The sequence below is a fragment of the Pseudomonas brassicacearum genome (genome assembly GCF_918698105.1).
GTDB classification, from domain to species: domain Bacteria; phylum Pseudomonadota; class Gammaproteobacteria; order Pseudomonadales; family Pseudomonadaceae; genus Aquipseudomonas; species Aquipseudomonas brassicacearum_F.
This window is the reverse complement of sequence record NZ_CAKKMI010000003.1, coordinates 1-16,820: the sequence shown is the minus strand read 5'-3', so window position 1 is coordinate 16,820 and position 16,820 is coordinate 1. Positions and strand designations below refer to the sequence as shown.

Genomic DNA, 16,820 nt, shown 5'->3' with positions numbered 1-16,820 from the left:
TTGATTGGCCAGCTGAAAAGCACAACGCCTCAAAGCGGGATGATCTCAACACTCGCGGTCATACCCGCCGCCAATTCAACGCCTGCTGGCACGCTATCGATATGGATACGCACCGGGATCCGCTGCGCAAGACGCACCCAGGTAAATGTCGCCGCCACATTGGGCAGGCCGAGATGACCTGGCGAATCGTTACTGTTCTCGATCCCGCGACCGATGCTTTCGACATGCCCCGACACAGGCTGATCAAAGCCCATCAGCATGATCCGCGCCGGTTTGCCAACGCGGATCTGCCGGATCTTCGTCTCCTCAAAATAACCAGTAACCCAGAAGCTCGCCGCGTCGAGGACAGCAACCGTTGCCGAACCGGCCGTCGCATAGTCGCCAGGGCGCAACCTCAGATTAGTGACATAGCCATCGACCGGCGAGCGGATAGTAGAGCGGGCGAGATTGAGTTTGGCGAGGTCCAGAGCCGCCAGCGCTGCTTGATAGGTGGCGCCCGCCACTGCAGCCGCGCCTCCTGTTTGCTGAACATCTTCTTGGGACACGATATCGCGGAGTTGGCCGCGCCGCCGCGCCGCCGCCTGGCGAACGAGCCTGTCCTGACGCTTGGCTTCGACGTCGGCTTCGGCCGCCGCCAATGCGAGCCGGTACCGCTGCGGGTCGATCACGTAAAGAATGTCACCCCGATGGACATACTGGTTATCAACGATCGGGACGGCACTGACAGTACCGGAGACTTCCGGTGCGATTTGCACGACATCCGCGCTCACTCGCCCGTCGCGAGTCCAGGGCGTTCGCTCGTGATGGTTCCACGCCCCCAGCGCAATGAGCGTGGCGCCCGCAACGAGGCTAAGAGTCAGGGCATAGCGGCTGAGCAAGGATAGAACAGGCTTCAAGATAAGTGTCCGATTGAGGGCAGGTGCTGCACGAGCAAACCGTAGATGAGCGCGAAAATGGCGAGTTCGACGAGCGGCCGGTGAGCGAACAGGCGGTAGATGCCCACGACGCAGAGGACGCGGATTATCGCGACGGTGGAAAAAATGGCGACGAATAGCAGCGCCAGTAAACCGGGGATGAGGACGCCACCGACGTCGAGATCAACGATCATGAGGCGCCCTCGCCGTATGACTGGAACCTAGGGCAAACCCAAGGTCGATGAGCAGCTCGGCGATCCGCGAGCGGTCATTGATCGAGCTGTCAGCGATCATCGCCTGCAAGGTCTCGATACGCTGGTCAAAACCGATCGAATCAACATGCTCCTGAAGGTCTCTGGCGCTGAAGCGTGCGGCGATCGCACAAAGCAGCTCACCGAGTTTTTCGGCAATGTCGCCGTCGACCTGCGGGATGATCTTGCGAAGCGATCCAACAGCGTGGCCGACACGCAGATGGTGCAAGGTATCGTCGAGAACGTCTGAATAGCCTTTGTTGGACAGTCGCAACCTGGGTAGCAGCAGCGCCGTGCGATCGATCATAAGGTTCGTCCAATGCCGGTCATCGGGTACATCACCCAACGCTCGACGGCTAACGCCCCTGCGACTCAATCGAAGCAGCCGGCTGATCGCCGCGTCGACCGGGACGGTCTGGAACAAGGTCATGCTGACCGCCCCGAATCCGACCGCCGCGAAGAGCGCAACAACGGTATTGAGGGATGCCGCGAAGTCGCCGGCGTAGGTCGCGCGCAGCCCCGAAAGAATCGGAATGGTCAGGGTGATACCGAGCGCCATGAACGTTGTCGGCGGACGCGCTTGCAGGGAACCGGCGAACAGGAACGCCGGTGCCAGCACCGCGACAAGAAGAGCGAAATCCGTGACCTGGGGAAGAATGACAAAGCTGTAGGCGAAGCTGATGACCACCCCATAGACCGAGCCGAGCATATATTTGATGACGTTAGGGGCTGGCGCATCGACATTCCCGAACAGCGTGCAACAGACGCCGAAAATCGATACGGCCGTCGCGCCCTCAGGCCAGGCCGACCCGATCCAGAAAGCGCAACTGATCAGGATGCCGACGATGGCACCCAACGCGGCCCGGCCCGCCATCCAGCGATCGCGGTGATAGATGTAGCCCTTCGCGGGCTTGGGCCAGTGAAGCGCTGTCGTCTCGTGTGATTGCTCGGCAGTCACGACGTGGCGCCCCAGGTTGTCGCAGTCCTGGAGCAGGCCGATCATTTCGCCAAGGTAACCGGCGAGATTAGCGGCAAGCCTGACGCCAGGCGTTGCGGCGCCTACGCCGAAACGATTGTTGATCCCCCGCGCGCGGGCGATTAAACATTTCGCGGCGCGCTCCCGGTCGGCCACCTCGGCAGCGGGGATCCATCTCGCGAGATCATCGAGCAAAGCGACCAGTTCATCGGGCGCGTTATAGCCACCCATACCCAGGGCATGGACCCGGTCCTCGATTTCCGCGGCGAGCGCAAGCAATCGCGCGAGCCGGTCATGGATCAGCTGTACCGACTCGTGCCGCAGCGCAGGGCCCGGATCATAGGGTAGGTGCGTTGCAAGCCCCTGAAGGGCAAGAAGATCCACGGCGAGCTGGGTCCGGTCGCGACGATTCTCACTCGGCGTTCCCTTCAAGGCGTCAGCGGCCAACTGGCGGGCGTCCCACAGCGCTGCCAACAGCTTGCCAATGAACTGACCCGTCATACGTTTGGGCAGGATGTAGCGATGCACTAGAACGGCACACAGTATCCCGATGGAAATTTCCTGGACCCGCACGGAGGCTGTATCAAACACCGCGCCTGGATCAACGACGCTGGGAAATCCGATCAGGCTCGCGGTATAACCCGCAAGAACGAAAGCATAGGCTCTTGGGGTGCGATCAAGCAGCGAGAAATAAAGACACAGGCCGATCCAGCAGGCGAGCACCACGCTGCATACGATAGGGTCGTTCACGAAATTCGGAATGATCGCCACCGTTGCCGCCGCCCCGACGAGGGTTCCCACGAAGCGATAGACACCGCGACTGAGCGACGCACCGGCCGAGGTCTGCGAGACGATGTAGACGGTCACTATTGCCCAGTAAGGATTGGCCAGTCCTATACGCAGCGAAACATAGTAGGCCAACATCGCTGCGGCAAAGCTCTTCGCCGAAAACAGCACCGCATCCACATCTGTCCTCATGGCAGGGGTTCGCAGGAAGGACCCCACCGCGTGCGCTATGCCGACGTGCCCTGGTGGTTTGTTCACAGCAGATAGAATGTTCATGCGAACCATTATTGCTGCGTTGCAAACGCAAATAAATTCAGTATTCTTCCAAAATATCCCTAAAAGCTGCCAACTGATGCCACCCACACGATCAGCCGTCTCTGTCTTCGACCCCGACCTCACGGATCGGCCGGCGGTGGCCCGGCAGCTCGACTTTGCAGATCACCAGGCGGAAGTGCCGACGCATGTGCATCGCAAGGGCCAACTGATCCTCGCACTGCATGGGGCCGTCACTTGTACTGCGGACAACGAGATCTGGATCGTACCGCCCGGCTGCGGTGTCTGGATTCCGGGCGGCGTGCCCCATAGCGCACGGGCGACAGCGAATGCCCGGCTCAATTATCTGTTCGTGAACCCCGGCGCGGCGAAGCTACCGGAGGATTGCTGCACGCTGTCCATTTCCCCAATGATCCGGGAAATGGTTGATCGGCTGGCACAGGAGCCTGCCGATTATCCTTCGGTTGGCCATGCCGCCAGGCTTGCGAGAGTGATCCTCGACGAACTGGTCGAAATGCCGCGTGAGCGCTTCAACCTCCCCATTTCCAGTCATCCCAAAATTCGTGCAATAGCCCATGCACTGACGCTCGATCCTGCCGACCGTAGTACGTCAGCCGAATGGGCCAAACGCGTGGCGATGAGCGACAGGTCGCTGTCTCGATTAATGATTCGTGAAACGGGCCTGACGTTTGGACGCTGGCGGCAACAGTTGCACCTTGTCGTTGCCCTGCGAGAGTTGGCCAGTGGTGCGAAGGTGCAGAACGTTGCAACCGAGCTGGGCTACAACTCGGTCAACGCCTTTATCACCATGTTCAAAAAGGCCCTGGGGAGCACGCCCGCACAGTATTTTGCACAACGCGGGATGATGACTGCCTCGGTGGGAGGACTACCCAAACTGCTCGGGCGCCGACACTCCCAGGAGCTGCAGCTCTGAAAAGGGTTCGTCACCCGAAGCGAAGATAAAATTATCGCTTCGAAGTTGCGAGGCCACATCGCCTTCCAGGGTGATTTCGAACCGGTGTCCCTGTTCGTCGGCGCTGTAGCTTTTCAGGTAGGTTCGCTGACCGTCCTCGCTCAGCACCGCCTTCAGGGTTGAGTTGTAGCCGTTCCCCAACTCGGTGAAGCCTAACGCGGATACGTCTATCTTGTCGGTATCAGGATCGAAGTCGATGATCCGATCCTGGAAATTCCCATCGGCTGTGCGGAAGCTGTCTTCGCTGGACTCATAGCGGAACACGTCCGCCCCCTCGCCACCGTTGAGCACGTCTCGACCCAAGCCACCTTCGAGAAGATCGTATCCGGAGCCGCCCGAAACGACATCGTTTCCACCACCGGCAAGGAGCACATCGCCCACAGCGGAACCAACCAGTCGATCGGCCGACTCCGTCCCCTGGATCAGGCTTTGGGCAAACACCAGGTTGGTTTCGTTGAGGGCTTGAGCGAGGTCGCCGTCGAGTACCAGTTCGAAGCGATTGCCCTGTCCGTCCGGTTCAAAGCTTTTCAGATAAGTGCGGGTGCCGGTGTCATTGACTTGAACCGCCAGGGTTGCGTCAAGCCCGTTGCCCAGCCCGCTGAAACCTAGCGAAGACAGGTCGATACGGTCCTGGTTGGCATCGAAGTCAACGATGCGATCGCTGAAGGCCTGAGTGTCGGTGCGGTAGCTGTCGCCGATGGAGGTGATTCGGAACACATCGGCGCCGGTACCACCCTCAAGAACATCCCGCTGCCCTCCTCCATCGAGCAGGTCGTTGCCGTCATGACCACTGAGGTGTTCCGGGACATAAGAACCATGGAGAGCATCGTCGCCCACGCCTCCGGCAATTTGGGGCAACACACCTGCAAGCGCTCCAAAGGTGGTATCCAGTGTTCCGTCAGGGTTGAGCCTGATGATGCTGAAGTCAGTGTTGCCAAAATAGTTGCTCTGCCCGGCCACCAGGATCTTACCGTCGGCGAGCACCGTAATGTCCCGGGCCGTATCCCTGCCCCCGGCCAGGTCGAATACAGCGACGCCCTCGTTGCCAAAACTCGTGTCAAAGGTTCCGTCTTGATTCAGCCGGATGATCTTGAAGTCATAGCCGGTTGCGTCTTGCTCGTTATAACCCGCCACCAGGATTTTACCGTCGCCCTGCACTGTGATGGATTTCGCCAGGCCAGCCACTTCGATGTCGGCCGTGCCGTCCGTGCCAAAGCTGGTGTCCAGGGACCCATCGGGATTCAACCGCGCGACCACGAACGCACCGTTGTAACCTGGCACCAGGATCTTCCCGTCGGCTTGCAGCGTCAGGCCAAAGCCCTCAAGTGTGTTGACGTCGGGAACCGTAAATTCTACGGCGTTGCCGCCGTTGAAACTCGAATCAACCGTACCGTCGGCGTTGAAGCGGTTGACGGAAAAACGGTGGTCGTAGGAATCATGATTGGACACGAGGATTTTGCCATCCGGCTGTACGGTCGCGCTGGCCGAATCCCCCCATGCCGCCGGTGCGGTGGCGGTTCCATTGACGCCGAAGCTTTGATCCACCGAACCGTCGGTGTTCAGACGGACCATGACGATGGTCGGGGCAGAGAAATGCGGATGGACGATCAGGAACTTCCCGTCGGCCTGTACAGCAGCGCTATAACCCTGGCCCGGGTAAATGTCGCGAGGAAGCAAGGCCTTGCCATCGTCGCTGAACGTGGTGTCGATCGTGCCGTCGGCATCAAGACGAACCAAAGAAGTCCGATAGCCTTCGTACTCGAATTGTCCGGTCTCCACCCATGTCATCCCGGCGAGCCAGATTTTACCGTCCGGCCCCACCGCTATCTTGGCGGTGTCGTTATAGCCTTCCAGGTCCACGAAGGTTTTTCCGGTGCCGGCACGCAGCGCCGCGCTGGCGCTGATGTTTGAGCTGGTCATGCTTGAGCCTCGCGGTGTCGATGGGATACGCCGTGAATTTCGCCTTCTAAAAAGTAGCCGTTAACCCCGAATTCGCCAGCTGCAGAGCGACTATAGGTGGGTGTCCGCCTCCTCAGCCGGATAAAACTCACCCTCCTTCCCTATCTTTTTCAGCCGTTCGCGCGCGATCAGCTCAACGCTGGCCACTGCGGCCTGATCGTCAGGGTTGACCAACTGCAAGCACAGGCGTCGGACATTCTGATCGTGGGTGCCCTCGCTGAGCATTTCGTGAGTGAAGACTTGTGCGCCACGCCATAGGCATAGCTGGGTGTGAGTCCCGCCGAGCCATATCTCATTGAATGATCCAAGGTCAGTCGTCGCCAGTTGATCCACGGTGATTGTTTTATCCATTGCGCTGTACCTTACCCATGAGCAGATACAGGTAGACTTACAAGCACAGCGGGTCGTTCCCAGGGTCTGACGACCGTCATTTTCCCGGGGATATTGCCTACTCTCTGCCTCACGGGCGCCGCGGCCCTTAAACGTCCCGCCAATGTCCGATCCCTGGACATTGAGGAAAGACTGAAATGAGCGACGTGGAAGGCTGCTACACGATATCGCCATCATCCTGAGCAGGCGGACGCGCGGGCGCTGAGGACGATGCTTGGACCTGCGTAGCTGCGAGCGGCTGCATGGGGATGCTCTGACCCTGCACGGCTTGGTTTTGAGGGGTGGCCGTGGGGCGTTGCCTCAGGGCTCCAACGCTTTGGTTCCAGGCCGATTGGGTGGTGGTGCCGATGGCGCTGGCAACGCTAATGACTCCATCTCCTGCCGCTTGGGCTGCACTTTTTGTGTGGTGGGTCGCTGAAACAGCCGTCTCTTTGACAAATCTGGCGCCGGTGAGCGTTGTCTTGACTGCAAGCTCACCTCCCTTGACCGCCACCCTGCCTGCTGCATCTGCGCTCCCTTCTACAGCTTTTGGTACATGGGCATCGACAGCAGCGACGGCTTTTTTCGGCAATGATCCACCTAGCGAGGCGCCAGCTGCCCACAGCCCGAAAGCCACGGTTCCCAATACGTTTTTTACACCCTCCGAGGCTGCGGTAGCCGCCATTTTTCCCAGCTCCTTCGACTTGGCCAAGTTAGCAGTGGCGGCTGTACCCGCACCCATCGCAGAAAAGCCGCCAATCAGGAGACCATTTCCCAAGACACTGACCGGGTCTGCTATCTCTTTCAAGGCATCGCCGCTGATGACCGCATTCAGAGCCGTAGCCGCGCCTTCACCCAGCCGCGCGGAGACCATCTTGACCAGGGCAGTGGCATCGAGATCCTTTAAAGTCCTGAAGTCATCCAGCCACTCGGTATCTTGATCGATAGGCTTATGAGCCTGCCCTTGCGGTACAGCATCGCGACGACCATAGAGCATCGCAGGGTCAGCCAAGTGGTTAGTGCGATCGCGGCTCACGTTGTAATGCTCGATTGCCATACCCACGATGATCGCCGTGACCGGCCGCAGGGCAGGCTGCAGGACCGCATCCAGGTGCTCTTTGCCAGCAGCCGTCATGGCAAGCGTTGACGCGTACATTGCAGTGTTTCGTACGGCAAACCCGGTGAGCCACTTATTGGCTTCGTCAAAAGCATTGCGCAATGGACCCTTGTCCAACGCCAGCAGCTTTTGCGCCACTGATGCTTGCAGCGCCGGGTGCAGCGTATTGCTCTCGGGCTTAAGGTAATAACCAGGCTTGAAGCCGGCAATCAGCTTGTTACCGCCAGCATCCGCCATACCGGCATACAAGCATGCCATGGCGTTTTCTATAGCCGCTTCGCGTACGGTATTGGCATGCTTGCCCGCTACCTGGAGGATGGACGGCTGGAAATTTCCTGCCTCGGTAAGCGCCGCAAAGGGCGTCCCTCCCATCCCTGACTTTATTGACGCAAACAATCGGTCGGCTCTGGCGGCGTTTTTTTCCGCCTTCTCCATGTCATGGACGTTATAGCCCCCTGCCTCCAACCGTTGAGCACGGTCATCGCGAATGGCGGTCAGCTCCGCGTTGCGGGCGCTTGAAGCAGGGGCAGCGGGTTGATCGGAGTCTGCTTCTGTTTCAAGGTGAGCCTCGAAATGGTTTTGAAGCCGCACGCTCATCGCTAACCCGATAGGGCCGAGGTCAGGAGAGTGAGGGGCCTGTTGCGTTGCTTCCTGCTGTATCTCATCAGGTACACGAGTCAGCTCGCGGCTTGCACGTACATTAGGCGTATCCATGGCATTGATCTCTTAGTGATCGGCAGATAGAAGAATGCAAATGGCCCCGGTATGAGCGGCGGCATCCTTACACCTGAGTGACCGTGCCGAGAGAAGCGTTCCAACGGATGTAATAAAAATGAAAACTATCGGCGAACCTCCTACGTATTGCGCAAGAAACGATCGAGCACGTTTTTTGTAATCATCTCGGTGTAGATGTCTGCCTGCATAAGCCCATGTACCCATTCGCACGTGGCGGCGGTAAAGACCTCACCTCGACCTTTATGAAAGTGCACCACCATGCCGGCCCCGCGACTGTGCAGATCGATGCCAGCCTCGCCAAGGTCTGGCGCCAGGACGGAAGCACGAAACCGGGCATCGCCATCTCCGAGCATGAACGAATAGGCATCCTCGGATCGACCGTGCTCGGCATTGGTCGCCCAGCCCATGGCGAGGATTTGTAATCCGCAGGGCGCGCCGTCTGTGCCGAGCGGTTCTGGGAGGCCGTCGACAAACGTGTACTCCAAGCCATCCACCTCATAACCAAAGATATTGGCTTCGTCTCCGAACATGTCCGCGTAACCCAGGCCCGTGCCCATGAACGCCCAGTGCTGGGGCCTGAAGACTGTATACCCGCGAGGATTGCGCGGTGCCATTGCCCCAAAGCCGCCATATATCCCCCGCAATGCATTGACCCCAAACGTTCTCGCCCCGGGGTGATCCACCCTCGGATCTTCCCAGGCGCCGGTTAGCCGACGAGGGTCGGTAGCCGCCACAGGATCAAGCGCGCCGGCATCGTACTTGTAGGCCACCTGCCGCTGGCCCTCATCCTCCAAGCGAATCTGCCACATGAAATTGCCGGCGAAGCGCGCGACCTTGCCGCCGCCCTCGACGAAGGCGTCGACATGGTCGCGCATTTCCCGCGTCCAGTACTCGTCGTGCCCTGCGAAGACCGCGCAGGCGTAGCCCTCAAGCGCGCGCGGGTCGTGGTGCAAATCGTCCTGGGTCAGGATATCGACGGTATAGCCTTGCTGTTCAGCCCAGACCACAAAAGGTCTTTCGTAGGAGGCCCATCCCGCCAGCGCGTAGTATTTGGCGTAGCCGTTAAGGGATGCCCATTCGATGAACTCGTAGCGCGCCGGCCCGGGCCTGCGCTGCCGGGTCGCGTTGACGGAACGTGGGGCATCCTCGGGCAGCCAGACCTGCCCCCGCGCCCAGGGGCGCTGTGCCGAGAGCACCGGTGAGCGGCCGCGGGGCGTACCGGGATGGAGACCAAAATAATGGTTAGCGCCGCCCCAATCGTTATAAGCGGCCCAGGTCGACGTGGCCGCGACAAGCACCAAGGCATCGACGCGCTTGCGCGCCGTCTTGACGATGAACAGATGATGCCCGAGGACGTTGCCAGCGCTATCTCGTATTTCCACGACATAGCCACCCGGCTCGGCATCTGCCGGGATCGACCACTGCATGAAGACTGGCCATTGGCACCCCTGCTCATAGGCACGTTCGGGCACCGCGTGGAATCGAGCGTCAAGGCTGTCGGTTTCATGCAGCGTGCGAACGATGGCTCCATCACGATAGATCCTGCATCTCACTTGCGGGCGATTCGAAGACAGATGCAGGCGCACCGAGTCACCCGGGCTATAGGAGCGGCGATCCGAGTAGCACCAAGCGGCCGCCGGGCCCGATTCGGAAGGGACTTCGACCCAAGTCTCGCGCGCGGCCTGACGTGGCCCCGACGTCTGGCTGACGGTCACACCCGCGCCCGGCCGTTCACCTCGTGCCGCGGTGTTTTTGTGGTCTGTTGAATTCATTGAATCGCACTCCTTTGATCCGCTGATCCTGCGGGTCGACAAGCCAATTGTTTTTATTCCTGAGAAGCCATCGACGGCCGTGAGCCAGCAGCCACTCGAGCGCCGGGTGCCTCGATGTCCGCAAGATCGATGCCCGCTGTTTCGTCGATCAGAAAACCGGCCACGACGGTGACCAGCCCCAACCCCATGACGTAGCAGATGTACAGATAGCCAAGATCAGCGCCGCTGAGATAGCTGTGCAGGTAGGGGGCGGTGCCGCCAAAGATCGCCACCGAAAGCGACGACACCAACCCAACGCCCTGCGCCCGCGCCTGGGTCGGCACCTGCTCGGACAGCACCGCGGGGAAAATCGCCGCGATCAACGACCAGGCGCCTAGCCCCACGACCTGAGCCAGGAACAGCGTGTAGGGCTCAGTGGTCACCATGATCGAGATCGGATAAGTCAGCAGGATCACGCCCAGGCCCCAGGCGATGACCATGGGCCGGCGGCCGAAACGATCGGACAACATTCCGCAGATTGGCAACCAGCACACACAGAGGATCTGCGCGAAGAGGCTCGCTATATAGGCACCCGTGGCGTCCATGCCCCGGGCAATGGCCGTCGAAGCGCCGAACGTGACCCAAGCGTAGTAAGTGACGTTGGCGGCCGCTGCGAGCATGACGATATTGCGCGCGACTCGCAGCCTCTCCCCTCTGGATAACTTGCGCGGCGACCGAGCCAGGCCCTGCTGCTCCACGAATACATGAGACTCCTGCGCACCGCGGCGCAGAAACAGCGCATAGATACCGAGTAGCCCGCCGATGGCGAAGCCGATCCGCCAGCCGTAGTCACCCATGGCCTGTGCACCCAGCAGCCAGGTCAGCGTCGCTGCCATGGCCGTCGCCGCCATCACCCCGAGCGTCACCCCGACATAGACTGAACTGGACCATAAGCCACGGTGTTTGCTTGGAGCGATTTCGGCGACATAGGTATAGGAAACCCCTGTCTCGCCGCCATGGGCGAGCCCCTGCGTAAGCCGGAAAAACAGCAGCGCGACCGAGGCATACAAGCCAATGCTTTGGTAATCGGGGATAACCGCGATGCCGAGGCTGCTGATCGCCAGCAGCAACATCGTGATCACCATGATGGTCCGGCGCCCCAATCGGTCGCTCAGCCGGCCAAACAACCATCCGCCGATAGGCCGCGCGACAAAGCCCACCGCAAACACGGCCAGGGTCGCGAGCATCGCCGAACGGGCGTCGGTCTTGTCGAACAGATTGCTTGCCAGGTATACCGAAAAGGTTGCGTACAGCGTCCAGTCGAACCATTCGAGCGCATTGCCTATACCTGCCGCGCGCAAGGATTTCAGGCGTCCTTGGTGAGACGTCGTATTGTTCATGTTTTATCTCCGGGTTACGGACGGAATCGAGGCGGCTGGGGGAGCCGGATCAAAGGTGCAGCGCCGGCCTCGCCTGGGCACTGCCATGGGCAGAAGGCACTCGGACACGCCACGCAATCAGCAGCGCGGCCAGCAGCATCAGCACGGCCGCCGCCACGAATACGCCTGCGCTGCCACCGAGGCTGAACATCGCACCGCCAGCAGCGGCGCCCGTTGCGATGGCCGACTGCACAGACGCCACCACCATGCCCCCGGCGCTTTCCGCCTGATCGGGTATCGCGCTGGCGACCCAGTTCGACCACGCCACCGGCACACCGCCAAAGGCCAGGCCCCAGATCGCCAGCAGCACCGCCTGCCCTGGCACCGAGGCCGGCAACAGAACCAACGCCAGTGCCGCAACGCCCACCAGCGCGGGCATCAACACCAGGGTGGCCAGCGGGTGACGCTCAAGCAGCCACCCAGCCAACAGCGTGCCGCCGAAGTTCGCCACACCGAAACCCAGCAGCATCAGCGACAACCCTTGCGGGCCGATGCCGGTGGTGCCCTCGAGGAATGGCCGAACATAGGTGAACATCGCAAAGTGGCCGCTGTGTACGAGCACACAACCGAACATCCCCATGGCGATGCCCGGGCGCCGCAAAACCTCGAGTACGGTGCGCAACCGTGCCGGCGTGCGCGGCGCAAGGCGCGGCAGCGTGAACGACTGGAAAGCCAGGGTCACCAAACCTACCGCCGCCGCTGCAAAGAACGCGCTGCGCCAGCCATAGAGCCCACCCAGGTAACTGCCCAGCGGGACCGCAACCACCGTCCCGACAGCAATGCCGCTGAAAATGATCGAGAGCGCTCGGGGCAACAAAGCCCCCGGTACCAAGCGCATCGCCACCGCCGCCGCCATGCTCCAGAACCCGCCAAGGGCAATGCCCAGCAAGACACGCATCACCAATAGCACCGCGAAACTGGAGGAAACGGCGACCAAAAGATTGGAGGCGATCATCAAGGTGGAAAAGCTCAGCAGCACCCAGCGGCGGTCAATACCGCGAGTCAGGCCTGGCACCAACAGGCCAGCGAACAATGCCACCACTGCTGTCACCGTTACCGCCTGGCCAGCCAGCGCTTCGGACACACCCAGATCGGTAGCCATCGGCGTTAACAGGCTGGCCGGAAGGTACTCGGCGGTGAGCAATCCGAACACACCCATGGCCAACGAGAAGACGGCCATCCACGCAGGGGTTGCGGGTTCGACATCCAGCCCGGCGCCAGGACGGCTGTCGGATACGGCGTTACAAACACAATCAGTCATTGCACGGATCTCCCAATCTGAATGGCGACCCGCAGTCTAGGCGCGGGGCGCTGGATGATCTATGATCGAAAACCTCGTTTTTTTGACTGAAACGCCTGAATTATGCCTACCGATCAGTTTGTCCTTTCCTCGGATCTCATCAACGAACTGTTGCGCGGCATGCGCCTGCGTGGCGTCGATTACCGGCGCATCCAAGCCGGCCCAGCCTTCGGCCTGGGCTTCGCTGCCAAACCTGGGCATGCCTGGTTCCACTTCCTGGCGGTCGGCAATGCGGTGCTGCGGATGGAGGACGGGACAACGTACGCGCTGTCTGCCGGCAATGCCGTATTCATCGCCCATGGCGCGGCCCATCAACTGCTTTCCCATACGGACGTGCCTGTTCAGGACATCGACCGTCTGGACGGCGCGCCCCTCGGTGATACGGTCAGCGCGGTAGAGACCGGAACCGATGCCAGCCCCACGCCGACTACCGTTTTGTTCAGTGGCTGCATGGAGTTTGAACTGGGCAGTATCCATGGCCTGGGCAGCCTGATGCCGGGCCTGATGCTGATCGATGCCGGTGGCCAGCGTTACCCCGGACTGGTGCCCATCCTGACCACCATGGAACGCGAGGTCAGCGCCGCACGTGTCGGCTTCGCCGGCATCCTCGCGCGTTTGGCCGACGTGGTGGCCGCCATGGTCGTTCGCGGCTGGGTGGAGTGCGCCTGCGGGAATGCCTCTGGCCTGGTCGCCGCATTGCGCGATCCGCGCTTGGCAGGTGCGCTTCTCGCGCTCCATCAACAACCGGGGCACGACTGGACCGTTGCGCAGTTGGCGGAGCAATGCAATACCTCGCGCTCGGTCTTCGCCGACCGTTTCCAGGCGACGATTGGCATGGCCCCGCTGCGCTACGTCACTGAGCTGCGGATGCGGCTTGCGAGCCAGTGGTTGACGCTCGAAAGGCTGCCGATTGAAGAGGTAGCGCAGCGTCTGGGCTATACCTCTCAGGCGGCTTTCAGCCGCGCATTCAAGCGTATTACGGGCAAGACGCCTGGGTTAAGCCGTCAGTCGAGGCAGTCGGCTGTTTCCTGAAGCCAGGCGCAATGCAGAGGAAAGCGCACCTCTGCTTCCGGACAAATTTGATTCGGTCAGTTTCTTCAAACCCTCAATGCCATTGCTCTGATAGCGCGTCTTCTGAAAGGCCAATCATGGCAGAAGCCGACTCGCCCAACGCCTGATATGTTCCTGTCAGCCTCCGGTCACTCTGACGTCAGATCCTTCCCCCTAAAGTATCCCCGATGATTGCCCCTACGGTGCATCGATTCGCTGAGCGATCGACCTCTGAAAAAACACCCGTCGAGTAACGATTATGCTCAATCGCTCTTAACTGAAATTATGTGATCAACACTCCTCCTTACTCACGAAAACAGCAATCATATTCTATAAACGGGTCAAACCAATTATCAGAACCAGTGGTTCAATATTTATCTAAGCGATTATCCAGTAGACAAATAGTCATCTCCCAACAGGTCGATATATTTTTCGTAATTGCACGAAAACTTCTCCTGACGGGTATTCATGTCTGATTTTATCGCCTTTCGTCTAAAATACAGCTTTGAATAAATTATTCATTGACCGTGACCGAAATTTCCGAGCCAACCCCCCTGCAAATACAATTTCAGGCGACAGACCATCAATCGATGGTGAAGCGTTTAACGCTACGCCTTAGCCTTCCAAGAGACAGTAAACGGAGTCGATGTTCATAGTCATAGTTAGCACTTTTGGTATTGTTGGACCGAGCCAATATTCAAGTTTCAGCAACTTACATATCCGAATCGCGCCCACACTAATGGACTCTGGATCAGATAAAGTTTTCATAACTATGGCGACCATGCATCGTCCGAAGAATTTGTTGCCCGCGCCGATGCGTCGCACATTCTCAGGAGGTGGATTGTCTATTAGCGGCGCTTCACTGCCTGTCCCGTAAGCTGCCGCCGAATAAGCCACCAGTCGAGAAGTCACATTGACTATCGTTTTATCATTATGACCCTTTCCGGACTAGGTCGTAATGACCATTCAATTACCTAACCAATTGATATTGTTGAATAAAATTCTTGTCCCGTTTTGTGTATTGAGTATTAAACTTAACGCAAACCTCAAAGGGACAATGTCATGACTCGTTCAATCGCGCTCAGTTTTACCCTGTGTGCTCTACTGTCTCCGCTATGCCTGGCAGACCAGATAATCCGTGAAGTGCCCGACACAACTGCCGGCAAGGGTTTCGGCGCCTTGACCGGAATGATGGTTGGCGCGGTAGGGGGGCCGATTGGTGCATTAGTCGGCGCAGCTGGCGGTTTTTTCGCAGGCAGTGCGGTGCAAACAGGGATTGGTAAATCTGAAACCGCTTATGAAGTAAAAAACACACAAGGCGAGACTAGTACAGTGCGCTTACCCAATGCCAGTTTTGAAGTCGGGCAGCAGGTCACGCGTAAAGGTGCGCGGCTGGTGGCAGTTGAGGAGTAAGAAGCCGGAACAGTTTCATCCGACTAATAGACCCCCTTTTAGGCCCGCTTGCGGGCCTTTCAATAGAGATATGCTGATCATTTGCTTCACCTCGATTATTTCAATTTCTTCTATGTATCCGTCACTACGACTGGTTAAAATTTATAAAATTTCTTGACAGCCATGCAAAGCCTACTACCCTCAAGTTCATTCATTCGCACAACTTGAACCACCACACTCAAATATGCAGCGCTTGGTATCGTTAATAATACCCAACCGGCAGAGCGCTTTCCCAGGAACTTTCCAACTGCACTTTCTACTCGGGATGCAGCCGTGCAAAAAGCTTTGAAGATAGTCAGCTATGCCGTGCTCGTGCTGATGGCCAGCGCGGTCGTTTATGCCAGCGTTATCGGCATCACCTATTGGACGGGTATCGGCGTCTAGGGAGTTCGCAATGAACAAACGCCAGACACGCTCGTTCGCGCTGATATCGACGGCCATCGCCGCCGTCGTGTTTCTCGGCATGACGGTTGATAGTCACCGGCAGTTTCCAAAATTGACCAACGCTCAACAGATCACGCCAGAAGTCACTCGCGGCAAGGATGTATGGCATGAATACAATTGCATCAATTGCCATACGTTGTTTGGTGAAGGCGCGTATTACGCTCCGGACCTTACGAAAATCACCCAGCAGCGCGGCACCCCATATCTCACCGCGTTCCTCAAAGACCCCTCAAAATTTTATGACGAGCAACGTCATCGCCGGTTGATGCCGAACCTAAAACTCAACGACGAAGAAATCGCGGCGTTGATCGCCTTTATGGATTGGGTGAGCAAAGTCGATAATCAAGGCTGGCCACCGCGGCCGATCCTGGTTACCGGCACGTCGATTCCCGGCATGGACCTCACCGTTGCGCAACAGAACGTCGCCAGTGGCAACCAGCCACCAGCCGCACGCCCGGTGTCCGGCAAGGAAGACCCTATCGCCTTGGGCGAGGCGCTGTTTCGAACCACTGCCACACCGGTATGCAGCGCTTGTCATTCGATTGCACCGGGGGTCAATCTCGCCGGACCAACATTGGCCGGGTTGGCTGCTCGGGCCAAACAGGTCATTGCCTCGCCTGACTACAAGGGCAAGGCCAAGGACGTCGAAGGCTTCATCCGCGAGTCCATCGTCACGCCAAGCGCCTACCTGCATCCGGGCGACATGTATTCCGCCAATGGTATGTCTTTCATGCCGGACACCTTCGCCAAATCGCTAACACCCGAACAGATCGATCAACTGGTCGCCTATCTGGCGTCGTTCCAGTAATCAAAGGGGATGACCATGCGTTACAGATCTCAATCCGTCGCTTACTGGTACTTCGCCGTCGCCATGGCGCTATTCGGTCTGCAACTGGTATTCGGATTGCTCTCGGCGGCCAAATACCTCGGACCGGATCCCCTGCTGGACGTGTTGCCCTTTGATGTCACCAAGGCGATACACACCAATCTGTTGATCGTCTGGGTGCTGACCGGGTTCATGGGGGCAACCT

General features: G+C 59.0%; 13 protein-coding genes and 1 pseudogene. 5 read left to right on the top strand and 9 right to left on the bottom strand.

Features of this window, described 5'->3' with window-relative positions; translation table 11 throughout:
• Positions 1-29: 29 nt before the first annotated feature.
• Genes LQ215_RS01960 through LQ215_RS01950 form a run of 3 tightly spaced genes read right to left on the bottom strand, consistent with a single transcriptional unit; the run spans position 30 to position 3,107 of the window.
• Positions 30-896, bottom strand: coding sequence for an efflux RND transporter periplasmic adaptor subunit (locus LQ215_RS01960; protein ID WP_230147176.1), 867 nt, complete (start codon positions 894-896; stop codon positions 30-32).
• Positions 893-1,108, bottom strand: coding sequence for a DUF1656 domain-containing protein (locus LQ215_RS01955; RefSeq protein ID WP_230147175.1), 216 nt, complete (start codon positions 1,106-1,108; stop codon positions 893-895). Before LQ215_RS01955 ends, LQ215_RS01960 begins: the two co-directional genes overlap by 4 nt.
• Positions 1,098-3,107 (bottom strand): FUSC family protein, encoded by a 2,010-nt coding sequence (locus LQ215_RS01950; protein WP_230147174.1) that lies wholly within the window; start codon positions 3,105-3,107, stop codon positions 1,098-1,100. The genes LQ215_RS01955 and LQ215_RS01950 overlap by 11 nt, the downstream gene beginning before the upstream one ends.
• 172 nt (positions 3,108-3,279) lie before the next feature.
• Here LQ215_RS01950 and LQ215_RS01945 point away from each other — a divergent pair, with 172 nt between their 5' ends.
• Positions 3,280-4,134, top strand: coding sequence for an AraC family transcriptional regulator (locus LQ215_RS01945; RefSeq protein WP_230147275.1), 855 nt, complete (start codon positions 3,280-3,282; stop codon positions 4,132-4,134).
• Here the strand turns inward: LQ215_RS01945 and LQ215_RS01940 are convergent.
• From LQ215_RS01940 to LQ215_RS01915, 6 genes are all read right to left on the bottom strand, one after another.
• Complete coding sequence (locus tag LQ215_RS01940; RefSeq protein WP_230147173.1) at positions 4,087-6,093, bottom strand: M10 family metallopeptidase C-terminal domain-containing protein; 2,007 nt, start codon at positions 6,091-6,093, stop codon at positions 4,087-4,089. The genes LQ215_RS01945 and LQ215_RS01940 overlap by 48 nt on opposite strands.
• Positions 6,094-6,183: 90 nt before the next feature.
• The gene (locus tag LQ215_RS01935) at positions 6,184-6,483 is read right to left on the bottom strand and encodes a hypothetical protein (protein WP_230147172.1); all 300 of its coding nucleotides are present in this window, start codon (positions 6,481-6,483) and stop codon (positions 6,184-6,186) included.
• Positions 6,484-6,679: 196 nt separating this feature from the next.
• Complete coding sequence (locus LQ215_RS01930; protein ID WP_230147171.1) at positions 6,680-8,332, bottom strand: RopAA-2; 1,653 nt, start codon at positions 8,330-8,332, stop codon at positions 6,680-6,682.
• A 140-nt stretch (positions 8,333-8,472) separates the two neighbouring features.
• A complete protein-coding gene (locus LQ215_RS01925; protein ID WP_230147170.1) occupies positions 8,473-10,125 on the bottom strand; it encodes a N,N-dimethylformamidase beta subunit family domain-containing protein in 1,653 nt (550 codons plus the stop codon).
• Between the two features lie 53 nt (positions 10,126-10,178).
• Positions 10,179-11,504 (bottom strand): MFS transporter, encoded by a 1,326-nt coding sequence (locus LQ215_RS01920; protein ID WP_230147169.1) that lies wholly within the window; start codon positions 11,502-11,504, stop codon positions 10,179-10,181.
• A gap of 49 nt (positions 11,505-11,553) precedes the next feature.
• Complete coding sequence (locus tag LQ215_RS01915) at positions 11,554-12,804, bottom strand: MFS transporter (protein ID WP_230147168.1); 1,251 nt, start codon at positions 12,802-12,804, stop codon at positions 11,554-11,556.
• A 102-nt stretch (positions 12,805-12,906) separates the two neighbouring features.
• Here LQ215_RS01915 and LQ215_RS01910 point away from each other — a divergent pair, with 102 nt between their 5' ends.
• From LQ215_RS01910 to LQ215_RS01895, 4 genes and pseudogenes are all read left to right on the top strand, one after another.
• The gene (locus LQ215_RS01910) at positions 12,907-13,875 is read left to right on the top strand and encodes an AraC family transcriptional regulator (protein WP_230147167.1); all 969 of its coding nucleotides are present in this window, start codon (positions 12,907-12,909) and stop codon (positions 13,873-13,875) included.
• Positions 13,876-14,955: 1,080 nt separating this feature from the next.
• A complete protein-coding gene (locus tag LQ215_RS01905; RefSeq protein ID WP_230147166.1) occupies positions 14,956-15,306 on the top strand; it encodes a hypothetical protein in 351 nt (116 codons plus the stop codon).
• 433 nt (positions 15,307-15,739) lie between these two features.
• Positions 15,740-16,597, top strand: coding sequence for a c-type cytochrome (locus LQ215_RS01900; RefSeq protein ID WP_230147165.1), 858 nt, complete (start codon positions 15,740-15,742; stop codon positions 16,595-16,597).
• A gap of 15 nt (positions 16,598-16,612) precedes the next feature.
• A pseudogene (locus tag LQ215_RS01895) lies at positions 16,613-16,820 on the top strand (cbb3-type cytochrome c oxidase subunit I); the annotation flags it as partial.